The organism is Paenibacillus diazotrophicus (assembly GCF_042610465.1).
Window position 1 is genome coordinate 21,005 of record NZ_JBGJZN010000014.1, and the last position, 16,494, is coordinate 37,498.

At 51.1% G+C, this 16,494-nt stretch carries 14 protein-coding genes; all 14 read right to left on the minus strand.

Going from position 1 to position 16,494, the window contains the following annotated elements; all coding sequences use genetic code 11:
- Positions 1-11: 11 nt before the first annotated feature.
- Positions 12-950: a serine/threonine protein kinase gene (locus tag ACAN54_RS28955; RefSeq protein ID WP_379163977.1), complete on the minus strand. Its 939-nt coding sequence runs from the start codon at positions 948-950 to the stop codon at positions 12-14.
- Complete coding sequence (locus tag ACAN54_RS28960) at positions 940-1,686, minus strand: vWA domain-containing protein (RefSeq protein WP_379163980.1); 747 nt, start codon at positions 1,684-1,686, stop codon at positions 940-942. The genes ACAN54_RS28955 and ACAN54_RS28960 overlap by 11 nt, the downstream gene beginning before the upstream one ends.
- Before the next feature lie 128 nt (positions 1,687-1,814).
- Entirely contained in the window at positions 1,815-4,322 is a 2,508-nt protein-coding gene (spoIIE, locus tag ACAN54_RS28965; RefSeq protein ID WP_379163983.1) for a stage II sporulation protein E, read from the minus strand.
- A gap of 420 nt (positions 4,323-4,742) precedes the next feature.
- The gene (locus ACAN54_RS28970; RefSeq protein ID WP_042132690.1) at positions 4,743-5,246 is read right to left on the minus strand and encodes a S1 domain-containing RNA-binding protein; all 504 of its coding nucleotides are present in this window, start codon (positions 5,244-5,246) and stop codon (positions 4,743-4,745) included.
- A 124-nt stretch (positions 5,247-5,370) separates the two neighbouring features.
- The gene (locus tag ACAN54_RS28975) at positions 5,371-5,706 is read right to left on the minus strand and encodes an FtsB family cell division protein (protein WP_379163986.1); all 336 of its coding nucleotides are present in this window, start codon (positions 5,704-5,706) and stop codon (positions 5,371-5,373) included.
- A 22-nt stretch (positions 5,707-5,728) separates the two neighbouring features.
- Complete coding sequence (gene yabQ / locus ACAN54_RS28980; RefSeq protein WP_379163989.1) at positions 5,729-6,292, minus strand: spore cortex biosynthesis protein YabQ; 564 nt, start codon at positions 6,290-6,292, stop codon at positions 5,729-5,731.
- Positions 6,289-6,573, minus strand: coding sequence for a sporulation protein YabP (yabP, locus tag ACAN54_RS28985; protein ID WP_379163992.1), 285 nt, complete (start codon positions 6,571-6,573; stop codon positions 6,289-6,291). Before yabP ends, yabQ begins: the two co-directional genes overlap by 4 nt.
- A gap of 185 nt (positions 6,574-6,758) precedes the next feature.
- Positions 6,759-7,037, minus strand: a complete 279-nt coding sequence (locus ACAN54_RS28990; protein WP_038584395.1) for an RNA-binding S4 domain-containing protein — start codon at positions 7,035-7,037, stop codon at positions 6,759-6,761.
- The gene (locus ACAN54_RS28995; protein ID WP_379163995.1) at positions 7,037-7,309 is read right to left on the minus strand and encodes an HU family DNA-binding protein; all 273 of its coding nucleotides are present in this window, start codon (positions 7,307-7,309) and stop codon (positions 7,037-7,039) included. Before ACAN54_RS28995 ends, ACAN54_RS28990 begins: the two co-directional genes overlap by 1 nt.
- A gap of 341 nt (positions 7,310-7,650) precedes the next feature.
- Complete coding sequence (gene yabN, locus ACAN54_RS29000) at positions 7,651-9,150, minus strand: bifunctional methyltransferase/pyrophosphohydrolase YabN (protein ID WP_379163998.1); 1,500 nt, start codon at positions 9,148-9,150, stop codon at positions 7,651-7,653.
- A gap of 118 nt (positions 9,151-9,268) precedes the next feature.
- On the minus strand, positions 9,269-10,942 hold the full coding sequence (locus ACAN54_RS29005; RefSeq protein ID WP_379164001.1) for a putative polysaccharide biosynthesis protein: 1,674 nt from the start codon (positions 10,940-10,942) through the stop codon (positions 9,269-9,271).
- Between the two features lie 145 nt (positions 10,943-11,087).
- On the minus strand, positions 11,088-11,630 hold the full coding sequence (gene spoVT, locus ACAN54_RS29010; RefSeq protein WP_379164004.1) for a stage V sporulation protein T: 543 nt from the start codon (positions 11,628-11,630) through the stop codon (positions 11,088-11,090).
- A gap of 204 nt (positions 11,631-11,834) precedes the next feature.
- Positions 11,835-12,899 (minus strand): peptidylprolyl isomerase, encoded by a 1,065-nt coding sequence (locus tag ACAN54_RS29015; protein WP_379164007.1) that lies wholly within the window; start codon positions 12,897-12,899, stop codon positions 11,835-11,837.
- Positions 12,886-16,410, minus strand: a complete 3,525-nt coding sequence (gene mfd, locus ACAN54_RS29020) for a transcription-repair coupling factor (RefSeq protein ID WP_379164010.1) — start codon at positions 16,408-16,410, stop codon at positions 12,886-12,888. Before mfd ends, ACAN54_RS29015 begins: the two co-directional genes overlap by 14 nt.
- Positions 16,411-16,494 lie beyond the last annotated feature (84 nt).

Genomic DNA, 16,494 nt, shown 5'->3' on the forward strand with positions numbered 1-16,494 from the left:
TATGTATAATTTCAAAATCGTACAACATAGTAAATCGTAAATACCAGCAAAAATAGGGATAGGGCGAATGCACTTTTTAACCAGCCAGGTGTCGCCATTGATTCTTTCCCCGGTTTTCTTGAATTGTAAATATGGGTCTTCCAGGCCTCAGTTGCGGCCTCCGTTCCCGGGAACCCGCCTTTAAGTGCCAGACACAGCCAAGAAGCGAGCTTCTTATCAGGTAAAGTTCTGGCCAGCCTCATCAGCTCGTCAGCACTTCTGGTCTGTGGCAGCTGAGAAGCAGCTGTCTTCAACCCTTCTTCATCCAGTAAACGAAGACACAGCACAGCAAAGGCGAATAGATCATAATTCTCATCACCCATACGGCTGCCCGCATTCCAGTACCCCCGGTCATGCCATTCAGTAAATTGCTTCACACTTCGGCCCAGCGGGATGGCGCCACCATAATCAATCAGCTCAGCATCTCCGTAATTGGACACCATTACATTCTCCGGCTTCAAATCCCCAAACACAAAGCCGCATTCATGCAGATTCTGTAGCTTCTCCAACAGCTTAAGGCCAACCAGCCCAAGCCAGGAAGCGCCGTTCTTGGCTAAGAAATGATGTAGCGGACGGCCTTCCATATAACGCATCACATAAAACGGCACGCTATCGCCGTCCTTAAAATCATCCGATTCGAGCAGGTAGGAAGACAAGGGAGATTCACGGTGTGCACGATGCTCTTTCCGCTTCCTGTTGGATTGCAGGCTGGTCAGAACATTGATCTCCGATTGCAGCTCAAGGGTATCGTTACCAATCTTGAGGGCATAGTACTCCCGTCTTCCTTCACGCTGCACAAGATATACGGTTCCGTTCGCTCCCCTTCCCAGCATCCGCTCAACGACATAACGGTTCCCCCGCCATTTACCGCTGATTACCGTGCCGGCAGGATAGGGCGGATTAGACGACATACCCACCAATCATCCCTTCTTTTTCATCGTAACCGCCATCGGTTAGGCGTTCACGGTGTCCATCCAGTGTATCATAATGGTAATGCTCAAGCACCTTGAAAATGGCCGGTCCGGTAGGCGTAGCCCCACGCATTTTTAGCTTAGAGAACAGGGAGCGGACCTCTGACACGTTAGGTGTCCAGTCCATATCCAGAACGGCATCCTCATTGCTGGAGCGTCCGGGAAAATGGAAAACAGCTATTTCGCTCTTGCCCTCCCGGGCCTCCAGACTTAGCGCCAGATCACGGATCGCATCTTCTACCGCACCCAACTTCGGCTTCATACTCGCACTTGCGTCTATCAAAAGCGCGATACGCAGTGGTGAGGTTTCGGTCAGTTCATCCACCACAGTAACCACCTGTGAGCGTTGCAGCGGCGGCAACTCTTCCAGCGAGCCTTCACCAAGTATTTTTTTTACCTCTTTATTAACCGCCTGTTGAATCGTCTGAACCACCGTCTTGCGGGTCATCATCTGAATGGTCTGTGCAAGCTGCGGCGTTCCTACGATCCGGCTGATTCCGCCGCCGGCTTTGGCAATATCGGCAATCTCCCGGCTGCCTAGCTCTCCGATAGTGCCATAATCGACTACACCGACCACATTAACGGTGATGCCTTCCTGACGGGCATGGGCCGCAGCCATCACCGGACTCTCCCCAACGTTTGAACAACCATCAGTAATGAGCAGGATCTGCTTCATGACCGATCACTCCCCTTCCTTGTATATGTTTCTAGCATATCCAAGGTAGAGAGATTTCAAACACCGACTAGCGGGATTCTAGATAAAAACCAACTGTGAATAAGGAGAACAGCCAGTTAAATGATAGATTAGCTTACGGTGCGCGGACGCTCCATCCGGCCGATACCGGGCATATGCAGGCTGGACCATTCCGGATGGAAGTGATCCAGACGACTGACGACGATCGTCATATCATCATGGATTTCATTACCCTGGTAACGGATAACCTTTTCGAGCAAATCATCGGCTAGCTCCTGGGGATCATCTCCCTCAAGCTCCTGAATTAGGCGTTTCATCCATATTTCTTTATTAACGGCATATCCGGGTGCATCATAAATACCATCGGTCATCATAATTAGAATATCCCCCGGACGCAGCTGCATACTGACTAGATCAACGTCAATATCCTTAATGATACCAATCGGCAAATTGCTGGCAGTAACCGGAATAACCTCACTTCCCCGCCGGATAAAGCTGGGAGCCGATGCGATTTTCATAAATGTAGTCTGTGCTGAATACTGATCAATCAGTGCCATATCCACAGTAGCATAGAATTCATCGGGCGAACGCAAGAGTAGAATGGAATTAACGGACTTCACCGCGAGTTTCTCATCCATCCCGGACTGCAGCAGCTTTTCCAGCATCCCGAGTGCGGCACTGCTCTCCATGCGGGCCCGTTCTCCATTTCCCATACCATCACTGATCGAGACAGCAAAGGTTCCATTACCAAGCTCCACAGTACTGAAGCTGTCTCCCGACAGCATGTCACCGCCTTTGGCGGCTCCGGCTACACCTGTATTGACCTCATAGGCTTTGGCTGATCCAAAGGTCACCATCGACAACCCCTCACGGGGATGAACCGCTGTTTCATTCATGACTGCAATATTCTCCTCGAGAATGTCAGAGAGCAGCGGAGCAATCATCTTCCGGCATTCATCAAAACCGCGGGTATAGGCATGTACTACTTCGATCTCTACCCGCCCCGGGTCCAGACTCAGAATCTCAATACTGTGGATGGACAAACCCAGCTTTTCCAGTGCCTCACGGATCTGGCTTTCCTGACGGTACATCGCCTGCCCTTCACGTTTGATCTCTTTGGCCAGATCCTCCATCACCTGGGAGACGCCTGACAGCTGCTCAGCAACAAATTGGCGACTATCGTATATTTGTCTTTTCCAGCGCATATCATGCTGGTATAGATCATATTGACCTTTCATCACATCCAGTACCTCAGCAGTTTTGCCGCAGATCCGGGCCCATTCTGGCGGAAGCTGGGCAGCTGTAATGTCAGGGCATTCCTCTACGGTTGTCATCATATCGGTCATATAGCGATAGGTCTGATAAAATTTGGCATCCCAGCAATGGGTACGGCGGATGCAGCCCGAGCAGGCCCCCTCGGTCACGGTATTCATGAAATCTTCCATTTCACGATCCGATTTACCTGCCTCTCCTGCACGGGGAATCTGTCCAAAACTGCTTGATAATTGGCGGAATACCTGCGAGAACTGGGTTACCCGGTCGGCTGTAATATCTCTTACTCTTCTCGCATACTCATGCTGGGAACGGCTATGGTCTGGTGTACCTGGTACGTACTTGGCAATGGCAGAAATCATCCCTTTTGGTGTGAGAAGAAACAACACTACCGCTACGCTAGTCTCCCAAGTAGAGGCCATGACATCACCCGGACCCAGGAAGTAGACGGACAGAATGGTTGAGCCCAGCAGCATTCCGATGGAGACCGCGCCTTTGCGCCCGGATTGCATCATCCCTGCCAGCATCCCCGAAAAGGCGAGGAGGCTCATCTGATAGATGGCACCGATATCAGCCAGACTAAGGATTAATCCGGTAACTACACCGACCGCAGCACCGAGCGGAGCGCCCCCAGCCAAGGCAAACAGCAGAATCAGATAACGGGATAGAATATGCTCAAGCGATAACCCGCCCACACTCCAGCCGACAAGGCCGGTCATCACTGAGGCCAGCAATATAATTAGGCAAAGGACTTCTTCATTACGAAGCGCCCTGCTTTTTTGCTTATACGTAAAGATCGGAAGCGCCTGCAAGAATACCAGAGTAAGCACAAATCCCAGCAGGGCATCCAGTGTGACCATCAACAGCGAATACCAGGTAATCGAGGGTCCAATGACGATTTGAAACAAGCCCACCATGAACGAAGAGACGAAAACCATCAGCGGCGCATAGGATATCTCTACCTTCTGAAAGTTATCCAAGCCTTTATAAATCAGAAAAAAGATGATCAGTTCAGCAGCTACCCTCACAGCGCCGGGGAAGGGAGTGAAGAGGCTTCCAAGAATAAGTGCACCGGCTACAGGCAGGATGGAATCTTTGCGCATAAATACAATTACGGCAAAATAAGCTACAGCAAAGGGAGATAGCTCGTCCAGAATCATCGCACGGCCGAGCAAAAAGCCCATAAGACTCAGAAGCAGCATCCACTTTTTCACTATGAAAAGCTGGATTACAGGCTGCTTCAGACTCCACGCTTTTGCCCGTTCTCCCCAGCTATCCCTCTGACCCTTGTCATTGCTTCCAGCTCTCGTCCACTCCGGCAAATTCACCACGTTGCTTTTACCCATTCCTCTGCACCACCCGTATAAGAATTTATGAGTCTCATTATATAGCGGGGGTCTTTAGAAAGTTTGTCAGAAACAGAGAGCAGCCCGTAAGAAATTTCCGACAAAAAAGCCTGTGCCGACATTCTGTGGAAAAGCTTGCGTATCCCTTGCGGGACAATAGTTTGAAGGAAATTATGGAAACCGCTTCCAACTTTGACGTGCCTGGGGATGCAATCATTCGTCAGCGATTGCTTTGGAGTTATGTGAGAATGGCAAGGATACTGTCGGCAATTAGTTTTCTGACGACAAAATAGCCCTACAGGAGAACTTCGCTCCTATTTAATCCCTTACTAATTCGAAAGCTTATTCATTACCGGCATACAAAAAAACCGCAAAGGGCATTACACCCCCGGCGGTTATTAATGATGTGCATGTATAGAACTATACGCGCTTAGCCCCACGGCCTCCGCGCTTTCCTTCAGTGTTCTTCTTGATCGAAGATATCCGTTCTTCGCTGTCTTTCAGGAAGCGTGACATTTTATCCTCGAATGAAGGTTTACCGGCTGCAGGCTTGAATGGACGCCCTCCCCGTTCACGATTGAATCCACCACCGCCGCCTCCACCACTGCCGCCACCGCCGCCGAAACGGTCTCCACCGCTTGGACGTTCAGGTCTTGGAGCTCTGGGGGGACGTACTTCCGATGCAGGTTTATCTACGGCCTGCTTGATGGAAAGTCCGATCTTACCGTCCTTGTCAACGTTAATCACTTTGACGGTCACCACATCAGCAATCTTCAAATGATCATTAACATCTTTGACGTAATTATCGGCGATTTCCGAGATGTGAACGAGACCTGTGACACCTCCTGACAGATCCACAAATGCTCCGAAATGCGTGATGCCTGTCACCTTGCCCTCTAACTTGGTGCCCACTTCAATTGCCATAGAATAAAATGATCCTCCCTTAAAAATATACAGACGAATATAAAGTCCATCCTGTCTGCGGTGATTTGATTATACAGTAAAGAACAAATCAAGGCAACACAGCGAAAGCCCCTTTTGGCATGCTTTATTCCCCTGATTGCTCGGTACGAATAGGTGTTTCTCCTTTTGGATACATATTGTACCATTTCCGCGCCAATTGTCCGACATACTCGTCATTATTCAAGCGGGATACTTCATATTTCAGTTGATTAAGGGAAGAAGTCACCGTTGCATTGCTCTCTTGCTTCTTGGCGAGCAGTTCACTCTTATCTGCAATAGCCGCACTCTGGGCAAAGAAAATAAAACCGGCCCAGCCGAAAAACACAGCAACGACGAGCATCCATATGAATTTTCTTCTCTTCGCGCCTGCGGCCAAAGCGTTATGGCTATTCCCCTTCTCATCCGCAGAGATTCTGTTCATGCAGCGTTCCTCCAGTTCAGGGTCAGTGTTTCCTTTTGGTGTGTATCCATGCTGTGCATCTCATGACCCAGGCGCTTTTGCGCATCCGGGAAACATGTGGAGAGATCCACCTTACAGGAAATACCCAAATGGGTTTCGTTAGACGCAGCAGCAGCTTTAGAATAAATAACAGGATTGTGCCCAGCAGCTGCAAAATGCCTCTCAAGAGGCGCCACAACAACCGCAGCGGTACACCTATTAACACTTCTATAACTCTCCATAGCAGTCTGGACGTATACTGAACCGACTGAATTAACATTACCACAAAACGGCGCATCGTAACACTGAAGATCAAAAAATAGATCCATACGCCTATGAACAGGCCCAGAAAGACATAAAACCGCAATTGTCCCTGATTTCCGGCATAAAGCATGCGAAAGACCAGCAGCGCCGCCCATAACCAATATAGGAGATCAAGAAGCGCATTGAGCCACTTGGGAAAGCTTAATTTCAGCGACAGCACCCGGTAGCTGTCATAGGCCAGTCCCATAGCTGTGCCAGCCAGCATCATATAGAACAGGGTCATCCACTGAACGGCAGGATTCATTTAAACAGCTTACCGAGTAATCCTTTATTTTTGCCCTGCGCTCCGGGATCCAGATAAATCAGGGATTGCACATTGCCCTCCAGAGACAATATGCCATTCTCCAGACTTAAATTTTTGATATGTAAATGATTCCCGCGTATGGTGAGATGGCCAAGTTCCGTACGCAGCAGAAACTCCTCGCTGTCGAAGCTTTCCACATTTTGCACACCGGTAAGTTCAAGCTGTTTGCGGCTATGCATGTGGAGATCATGCTGTTTATTCACTTTTGCTGGTTCGATCATAGCATGTACCCCTCCTTCTTGATTCTAATCTATGGGGAGAGGGGAGGTTATAGAACAGAAACTGCAAAAGTGGAAACGAGAAATATTAGGTTCATTTGTGGCATGAAACCTCTAAAATATATAAAAAAAGCGCATACTCTACAATAATGCAGAGCTGCGCTTTCTCGGGACTCTTCTGAAGCTGCTTACCAGTCAAGGCCGCTGCTTTTGGCAACAGGCTCTTCACGAAGCAGAGTATACATACCTGCAGCCTCGTCCTTGCGGGTCGTTTCAACCAGCTTTTCCACTTTGACCGTCACAAGTTTTTGACCGAATTGCACAGTGATCTCGTCGCCGATCTTCACTGTACTGCTCGGCTTGGATTCCTTCCCATTGATCAGCACCCGGCCTTGTTCGGACACATCCTTAGCCACTGTGCGGCGCTTGATCAAACGGGAGACTTTCAGGAATTTATCGAGACGCATTAGTTGACGGCTTCTTTAAGCTTGTTGCCAGCCTTGAAGGCCGGTACAGTGGATTCTGGAATTTCAATAGGTGTGCCCGTTTGCGGGTTACGTCCGGAACGTCCGGAACGTTTGCGGGTTTCAAAGGTACCGAATCCGATCAGTTGCACTTTGTCGCCTTGTGCAAGTGCTTCAGTAATTTCGCCCAGTACTCCATTCAATACAGCTTCAACATCTTTTTTTGAAAGTCCGCTTTTTTCGGAAATGTTGTTAACCAAATCTGTCTTGTTCATAATTTGAAGTTCCTCCTAGGATACAAAAAAATAAATGAAACGCGATTATGCGACAGGCAAAGCCGCAAACCACCATTTCGTCTTTATGATATTCTTGATGCTAACCCGAATTCCTGCCATGAACCGCCAATTTTTTTAGAAATCAGCTTCCCTTGGAAATCCAGAACGTATAGCACTATAACATTATAAACTACTCTTTGTATTTCAAATCAGAGATTGGGGCGCATTCACAGCATTGCCGCTTTATCAGAGGGCTATACCGGCCTTAAGGCAACTCTATATACTATTTCCTCTATTATAGCGGATCTTATATAAGGTTCCATGTTGAATTGCAGCTGATATTACAGCTTTCGTTCTTCCTTTTTGGCAGCCTGCCAGAGTGCCTCCATCTGTTCCAGACTGCTCTCCTGCACGGTTGTTCCCTGGCTAAGCAACTGTTGTTCAATATAATGAAACCGGGAGACAAATTTGCGGTTAGTGCGGGTCAGCGCCTCTTCGGGATCCGCATCGATAAAACGGGCGGCATTGGCTGCCGCAAACAGCAGATCGCCCAGCTCAAGCATTTGCTCCTCCGCTGAAGCACCATTCTCAATGGCCTCCTGCAGTTCGTCTGCCTCCTCTCGGATTTTGGCCAGAACGTCCTGCACGTTGTCCCAGTCGAAACCCACCTTGGAGGCTTTCTTCTGCAGCTTATAGGCTTTCATCAGCGCCGGAAGATCACGGGGAACCCCACTGAGTGCAGAATCCGCTTCGGGCTTCAGGCCCTTACGCCGTTTCTCCTCAGCCTTCATGCCCTCCCAGTTCTTCAGCGCCTCCTCGGCATTGCCTGCTTCGGTATCCCCGAATACATGCGGATGCCGGAAGATCAGCTTATCATTGAGGCCTTCAATAACGTCATATACGTTAAAGGTACCGAGCTCCTCTTCCATCTGGGCATGCAGCATAATCTGCAGCAGCAGATCTCCCAGCTCTTCCTTCATATGGTCCGGGTCATCTTCGTCAATGGTTTCGAGCACTTCGTAGGTTTCCTCAATCAGATTCTTCCGCAGCGAATCATGCGTCTGTTCCCGGTCCCAAGGACAGCCCTCCGGACTGCGCAAAATATCAACAATCTCATGCAGGCGGGCGAAGCTGCGCCGTCTAGCCGTCTCCTCACGATTCGCCGGAATGTAGACTAGCGACAGATTGCCATAGCCTGTAAGGCGGTCAAGCTCATAAAGCGGCACGCGGTCTATCCGCTCTTCACCTTCCACTCCAAGCGCATGGCCTACAATAACCTCATACTCCGACGGGTACAGCTCCATCAGGCACAGCTTGGTCTCCGAAGCCGTAAAGCTGTCGTACACCTGGCCGATCAACGTATGCAGCTCAGGCTGAAGCTGTGAGCTGCGGATGCCTGAGGCGTCCAAAAGCTGAAAGCCCTCAATCGGGTCAAAACCCAAACGCACAAAGGCCTCGTCCAGGAAGCTTTCTCCGCCGAGAATGTCCAGCTTAATTCCCGCCTCTGGACAACGCTGCCGGAGCAAAGAAACTGCCGACTCAGCAACCATGGGATGCCCAGGAACGGCATAGACAATTTCTGTACCAGACGGAGCCAGGCCCGCTTCCTCTATCAACTTTGCCGTAATGGCTTCATATACCTCAGGAAAAGAAGACAGGGATTCATACAGGCCATCAAACGACTGTGAAGCAATCCCGAGCTCTGCCAGAGCTGCCATAACCGGATGCTCAGCAGTCCGCACGTACACCACAGATGCCGCCTTCAGCTTCTTGATAATGCCCAGCGTCAGCCGGTCCGGATTCCCTGAGCCAAGCCCAACCACTGTAAGTATTGCACTCATACGATTTTACTCCTTCCAGGCGGCCGCTGCCTTTTTGCAGATGACCGCTCTATGTACTGCTGGTATTAAAGGAAAACCCGAGTGATGATCTCATCAAAGCTCAGGGCTGGTATGCTTCTTAGGGGAGCAGGCGCAGCTTCTTCAGCTTTTCCGCCAGCCCCGGGCCGAAGCCCGGCAGCTGGCGCAATTCACTTTCGCCCAGCAGGCGCAGGGTGATCGCGCCGATGGCAAAGACGACGCAGCCTGCGAGCACACCGAGCAGGCTCTGCGCCAGGGCCGCGGTGCGGCTGCCGCCAAGGCCCGCGGCTTCTGCCGCGGCGCCGGTAACGCCGCTCACGGCGGCAGCGGCCAGGGCCAGGCCCGCCAGCAGCAGCGCGGGCCGTAGCAGGGCATCTGCCAGGCGCAGCCGCAGATGGCCCTGGCGGTGCAGCAGCAGCACGTTCAGCGCTGCTGCGAACAAATACGCGGCGACGCTTGCGATAGCCGCGCCGGTAATGCCCTGCTGCGGCACGAGCAGCAGGTTCAGGGCCGCCTTGAGCAGCGCGGCGGCCAGGAGGTGCAGCGCCGGCGCGCGCACGGCGCCGAGGCCCTGCAGCAGCGCGGCCGAGATGATGCTGACCGTACCGCCGGCGGCGGTGAAGGCCAGCCAGGCCATCGTGCTGCTGCCGGAAGCATCGCCGTAGAGCGCCACGTTGATCGGCTCCGCAAGCACCGCCAGGCCTATAGAGGCGGCCAGGCCAAGCAGCCAGAACCAGCGCAGCGACAGGCTGCAGCGGGTCTGGATTAGCCCTAGATCTCCCCGATACTTGGCCTCAGCCAATGCCGGGATGAAGACTACAGACAGCGATGTGGCGAGCATCGTGACGATCTGCACCAGCGGCAGGCCGCGGTTGTAGATCCCGAACTGCGCCATCGCTGACACCTGGTTCCCGCCTGAGGACAATAAGCGGGGGACTGTGAATACATCCACCAGCCCGATGAGCGGCACAGCAAGTGCTCCCAGCATGACCGGGAGCCCATAAGCCAGCAGCTGCCGGACTCGCGTACCCGACTTCAGATTGGCGGGAGCAGCCGCTCTCTTCTCTTGTGCCCATGAGGCCTTAGCCGCTATTTCCGATGCGGCAGCGAGCTTCTGCTCCGCTTGACGGCGACGGTGCCTCCGCAGATACAGCAGCATGATTAGCAGACCTGCCGCACCTCCTCCGGCTGAACCCAGCAGCGCCCCTGCGGCAATGCCTGACGCATCTGCATGGATGGAAGTCAGATACAGCAGCAGTGCGATCATTACGACGACGCGCACCGACTGCTCCGCTACCTGGGAGACAGCAGTTGGCACCATATTATGCAGGCCCTGGAAATATCCCCGTAGGGCAGCCATTAGCGGAACAACGGCCAGTCCCCAAGCACTGAACCGAAGTGCAGGGATAATATGCGAATTACCAACCCAAGACGAGAGAAGAGGCGCACCTATATAGACTAGTATTCCAATCACTATCCCGCTAACTCCGGTAAGGAGGGCAGACAGCTTCAGGATCCGGCGCCCCTCCTGCTCCTCCCTGCCCGCAGAGGTCTCTGCCACGAATTTGGAGACGGCGGACGGCAGGCCCAGCATCGCCACCGTTACCAGCATGGTGTACAGTGGATTAACCGTATTATAGATGCCGAATACGGCATCTCCGCCCAAATTTTGCAGTGGAATTTTCTGCAGAGTGCCAATCAGCTTCGAGAGGATGGCTGCCGCACTAAGAATAAATGCTCCTTGCAATAATCTGGAGCCCTGCGAATGTTTCATACATGTACCTGCTTCTACAGCTATAACTGCTATGATGGGATGAATTTCTAATATTATAACCCATCGGGAACCGCACGACAAAAACCCCGCCGCCCGCTTGGCTTAATTCACCAAAGGGGAAGCGGGGCCTTTCGTACCGAAACCCTTACTGTTCCATTTGTTTGCCCAGGAAGGCAGCAGCGGTCTCGGCCATTTTCACTTCCATCTGCGCCATTTTGACGGAGTCGTCCTTATTCAGCAACACAACACAGCCAATCGGGTCTCCGCCGGAAATTATGGGTGCAACCACATAGGAAGAGACGGACTCCGGATGGTCTTTACCGATGTCATAGCTGCCTGCATTCGTTTCAAGCACGGTCTTCCGGCTCTCCATTACTTTCTCAAGCAACACCCCAACCTGCTTCTCAAGATAGTCTTTTTTGGAACCTCCAGCCAAAGCGATAAAAGTGTCCCGGTCAGTGATCATGGTAATATGGCCTGTTCCTTCAAAAAGCGATTCTGCATATTCCTTGGCAAAATCACCCAACTCGCCAATCGGAGAATACTTTTTCAGTATGACTTCACCGTCACGGTCGACGAAGATTTCCAGTGGATCACCTTCACGGATACGTAGAGTACGTCTAATTTCTTTGGGGATAACAACTCGTCCGAGGTCATCAATACGGCGAACAATTCCAGTAGCTTTCATTTCACATGTTGCCCCGCTTTCTTAAGAAGTATGGTTCAACTACTGTCCATTATGGGAATGGATAATCCTAGTGATTTATCGAAATATCTGACCATAGTATTCATCTCTTCCCAGTTCCTTATACATCCCCCGTATGTATTATATAAACCGGAACGGCCTCCTCACACAAAGTGAGGAGGCCGTCCTAATGATAGCTGTAGCGTATTATTTGGCTGCTTCGGTTGCAGCCGGAGCTTCAGCGCTTGGTGCGGCTGTTGGCTCAGTTCCGCCATTGGTTGTTCCCGATTTATCCGCAGCTGCAGAGCTCTTCGGCAGATTAATCTTGACATCCAGTGACTCCAGATCCTTCTCAAGGAAGGATTCCAACCCTTGAGATGCCAGTGAACCCTTGATGGTCTCTTTCTGTTCATTGGTCAGCTTGTCAAAGGTGGTTTCTGTACGGGATTCCACTTCCATCACATGATAGCCATAGGTTGTCTTGACCGGTTCGCTAATCGTGTTCAGCGGCAGGGTTTGAGCCGCCTTCTTAAATTCTTCCACATAAGTACCCAGAGCAGTATCTTTAATTTCACCGCCGTTTTCTTTAGAACCGGTATCGTCAGAGTACTGTTTGGCTGTAGCAGCAAAATCCGCACCGCCGTCAAGCTTGGCTTTCACTTCCTTGGCCAGCTTCAGCGCGTCTGCATCAGTACGTTCCTTTCCTGCAGCATCCTTTAGACCGATCAGCACATGGCGAAGTGTTGCTACGGTGAAGTCGCCTTTAGTTTTTTCAAACTCAGCCTTTACCTGGTCATCCGTAACCTTCAGAAGCATGTCCTGATACACGGTCAGCACACGCAACATATAAGAGCGGATATCAGCTTCCGTCAGATTGGCTTCCTTCAGCGTACTCTCATAGGTGTCTCCCAGACCTGTCTTGATGGAGGTCACTTGTTGATCTGCTTCCTTCTCCGCTTCTTTCTTGGCAGCATCTGTAGCCTTGCCAGACAGATATTCAAACGCCACTTCCTGCTTCAGGATAGACTCTTTGAAGGCGTCAATCTCCAGGTATTGCGCTTGCTGTGGCGACAGGAGCTTCATGACACGTGTGTCCATATCAAATTCTTTTTGGGTAATGGTACCCCCTTTGTAGGTAGCTACCGCAGTGCTGTTATCCTTATCGGCATTACTGTTATTATTACTGCTGCAGGCTGCCAGCATGGAGAAGGAAATTGCCGCCGCTAGTGAAACCAGCAGCACTTTCCAGGATTTTGTTTTATTTGATGACATCATGTAGTTCTCCCTTCGATTTTAAAGACTCTTTAGCCGCCGCCAGGAACTGTTCCAGCAAATCAAGCAGCTCCTTATCGCCCAGATCCTTCGATTTCACGCGGATGGTTGCCTTGGCGTCCCTATCAAATTGTACACGTCTTTCAAAGTTATTTCCAACTTTAGCGAGCTTTGCCGTATCAAAAGCCCCAGTGCTGCCTTCATGGAAGTTGAGAGAGACCTCATCTCCGCGACGGACCATCGATTCCAACCCATAAAGCTTGCCATATACCTTCAACCGGGCTACAGATAACAAATTGACGACAGCCTCAGGCAGCTCGCCGAAGCGGTCGAGCAGCTCGTCTTCAAGTTCTGCAGCATCCTCCAGGGAAGCCACTGCAGCAACTTTTTTATATATTTCTATTTTTTGAATACTGTCATAGATATACTCGGATGGCAGATAAGCATCAATCGACAAGTCAATGACCGTATTTCCTTGCTTAAGTGAGGTATCCTCTTCACCTAACACGCTGACTTTGCGTTTACGAATCTCTTCTGCAAGCATCTGCGAGTAGAGGTCAAAACCGACAGACGCAATGAAACCATGCTGTTCGGCGCCAAGCAAATTGCCCGCTCCGCGAATGGAAAGGTCGCGCATGGCGATTTTGAAGCCGGATCCCAGCTCTGTGAACTCCTTAATCGATTGCAGTCGCTTCTCTGCTACCTCAGTAAGCACCTTGTCACGCTGGTACGTGAAATAGGCATAGGCTATGCGGTTGGACCGCCCCACCCGTCCACGAAGCTGGTACAGCTGGGACAGCCCCATTTTGTCAGCATCATGCACAATCAGAGTATTGACGTTCGGAATATCCACTCCTGTCTCGATGATGCTTGTGCTGACCAGTACATCGTATTCCCCATCCAGAAAGTCAAGAATGGTCTTCTCCAGCTCAGACTCCGACATTTGACCATGACCGATACCGACCCGGGCTTCCGGAACGAGCATGGAGATTTGCGCAGCCATTTCCTGAATACCCTGAACGCGGTTATAGAGATAATAAACCTGTCCCCCCCGGGCCAGCTCACGCTCTACGGCCTCACGGGTAAGCGTCTGGCTATGCTCCACCACGTACGTCTGGACAGGGAAGCGGTTCTCCGGCGGTGTCTCAATTACAGACAAGTCCCGCACACCAAGCATTGACATATGAAGAGTACGGGGAATAGGTGTTGCGGTAAGAGTAAGTACATCGACATTGGTTTTCAGTTTCTTGAGCTTTTCCTTATGTGTAACCCCGAAACGCTGCTCCTCATCCACAATCAGGAGACCCAAGTCCTTAAAGACCATATCCTGCGACAACAGACGATGCGTGCCAATAACCACATCTACCGTTCCCTGCCGTACGCCCTTGATCGTCTCATTCTGCTCCTTGCGGCTGCGGAATCGGCTGAGCACCTGGATATTAAGCGGATAGTTGGCAAAACGCTCGCGGAAGGTCTCATAATGCTGCTGGGCAAGAATCGTCGTTGGTACCAGCACCGCAACCTGCTTGCCTTCAATCGCAGATTTAAAAGCAGCACGTATCGCTACCTCCGTCTTCCCGTAACCTACGTCACCGCACAGCAAACGGTCCATGGGGCGGTTCTGCTCCATATCCTTCTTGATTTCTTCTATGGCCCGCAGCTGATCGCGTGTCTCTTCATAAGGGAACATCTCTTCGAATTCACGCTGCTCCTGGGTATCCTTCTCGAAGCCATAGCCCAGTGCACTCTGGCGTTCAGCGTAAAGCTTAATCAGATCATCGGCGATATCCTGGACGGAAGACCGCACCTTGCTTGTAACCCTCGTCCATTCATTGCCGCCAAGCTTGTAAACCTTGGGCTCCTTATCTTCCGAGCCCACATACTTCTGAATCAGATCAATTTGTTCAATCGGTACGGAGAGCTTATCTCCACCGGCATACATAATATGCATATAGTCACGGTGAATTCCGCTGACTTCAAGCGTTCCGATCCCCATATATTTCCCGATCCCGTGATTTTGATGAACAACATAGTCACCAATCTTGAGCTCGGTGTAGCTCTTGATCCGCTCAGCATTATCGATCCCCTTGGATACCTTGCGCGCCTTGCGCTGCTTCTGGGAGAACATTTCACCTTCGGTAATGACCGCAAGATGAATGGAAGGCAGTTCAAAACCAGAACCCAAATTCCCTTGAAGGATTGTAGGTTCCTCAATGCCATAGTCATACAGGACTCTACGGACACGTTCCATCCGTTCTTCACCATTTGCCAGCATAATCACTTTCACGCCGGATTTATGCCACCGCTCCATTTCCGATTTCAGCACATTCATCTGCCCATGGAAGTCCTGCATGCCGCGGCTGATGAAGCCCAGAATATTCTGCGGCTGGATATGAGGAACCTGGCGCAGAAAAATCGACATGAACAGGCTTTGGAACGGCCGCTGATACATAACAACATCGCTCTCTACAGAGAGCTGCAGATCAGGTAATGTCTTTCCGTTCTGCAGCAGATGCAGGTTCCATTCCGATTCATCCCGTTCAAGCTGCTTCGCCGTTTCCAGCAATCTGGCCGGCTCATCCAGCACCAGAAGTGTATCCTTCGCCATGTAATCGTACAGATGGGTACGTTCAGGATATAAGAGACTGATATATTTATAGATTTCCGGAAAATAAGTACCTTCGCGGAGCATTTCCAGCTCCCGGCCCATTTCCTCGCGCAGACGCAGCTTCGCCTGGCGGTCGGCCATCTTTTCGAGCTGCCGTTCCAGCATAGCCGCAGCTTCCATAGAAGCCGCATCCTGGCGCAGCTTATCCGCGATAATTTCTTTGGCAGGTGTGATTTTCACGCTGCGCACCTTGTCAATCGAACGCTGATCCTGCGGATCGAAGGTCCGGATAGAGTCAACCTCATCATCAAACAGCTCCACCCGGTAGGCCAAGGGAGAAGTCATCGGATAGAAATCAATAATGCCGCCCCGGACACTAAGCTCGCCGCGGTTTTCTACCCGCTCCACCCGTTCATAGCCCATCTCTATCATCGACATCAGGAACTCATCAAGCACAAGCGTCCCATCCTGGGAGATCGTCACCTCCGCGGCTGCCATCACATGTGGCGAAGGAAGCAAGCGGCGTACACCCGAATAGGGAACAACAACAACTCCACGGAAGCCCTGGGCGCATCTTGTTAACACATCAATCCGCTGAGCCAGCGTCTCAGGACTTGAGACTGCAGCCTCAGCGGCAACCAATTCGTTGGCAGGGTAGAGCAGGACGCGATCCGGAGAAAGCGCTTCCTGCAAATCCTCAGCCATCTTCTGGGCTGAAAACATATTATGAGTAACTACAAGCAGCGGACGCGAAGTTTCTTCATGTAATGCCGCCAGCATGATTTGTCTGGCCGAACCGGACAAACCCGATATGAGCTGCTCCTTCATGCCTGCAGCTACACCTCGGGCAACGGACTGAAAATCGGAATCTTTGGAAAAAGCTTCTATAAGACCTTGTAACAACAGGCGCACCTCTCTTACTAAACAGGTCGGCACTGCCCTGACGGGCAGGTGCCACCTATTATAATTAGAATCGAAAACAAGCCT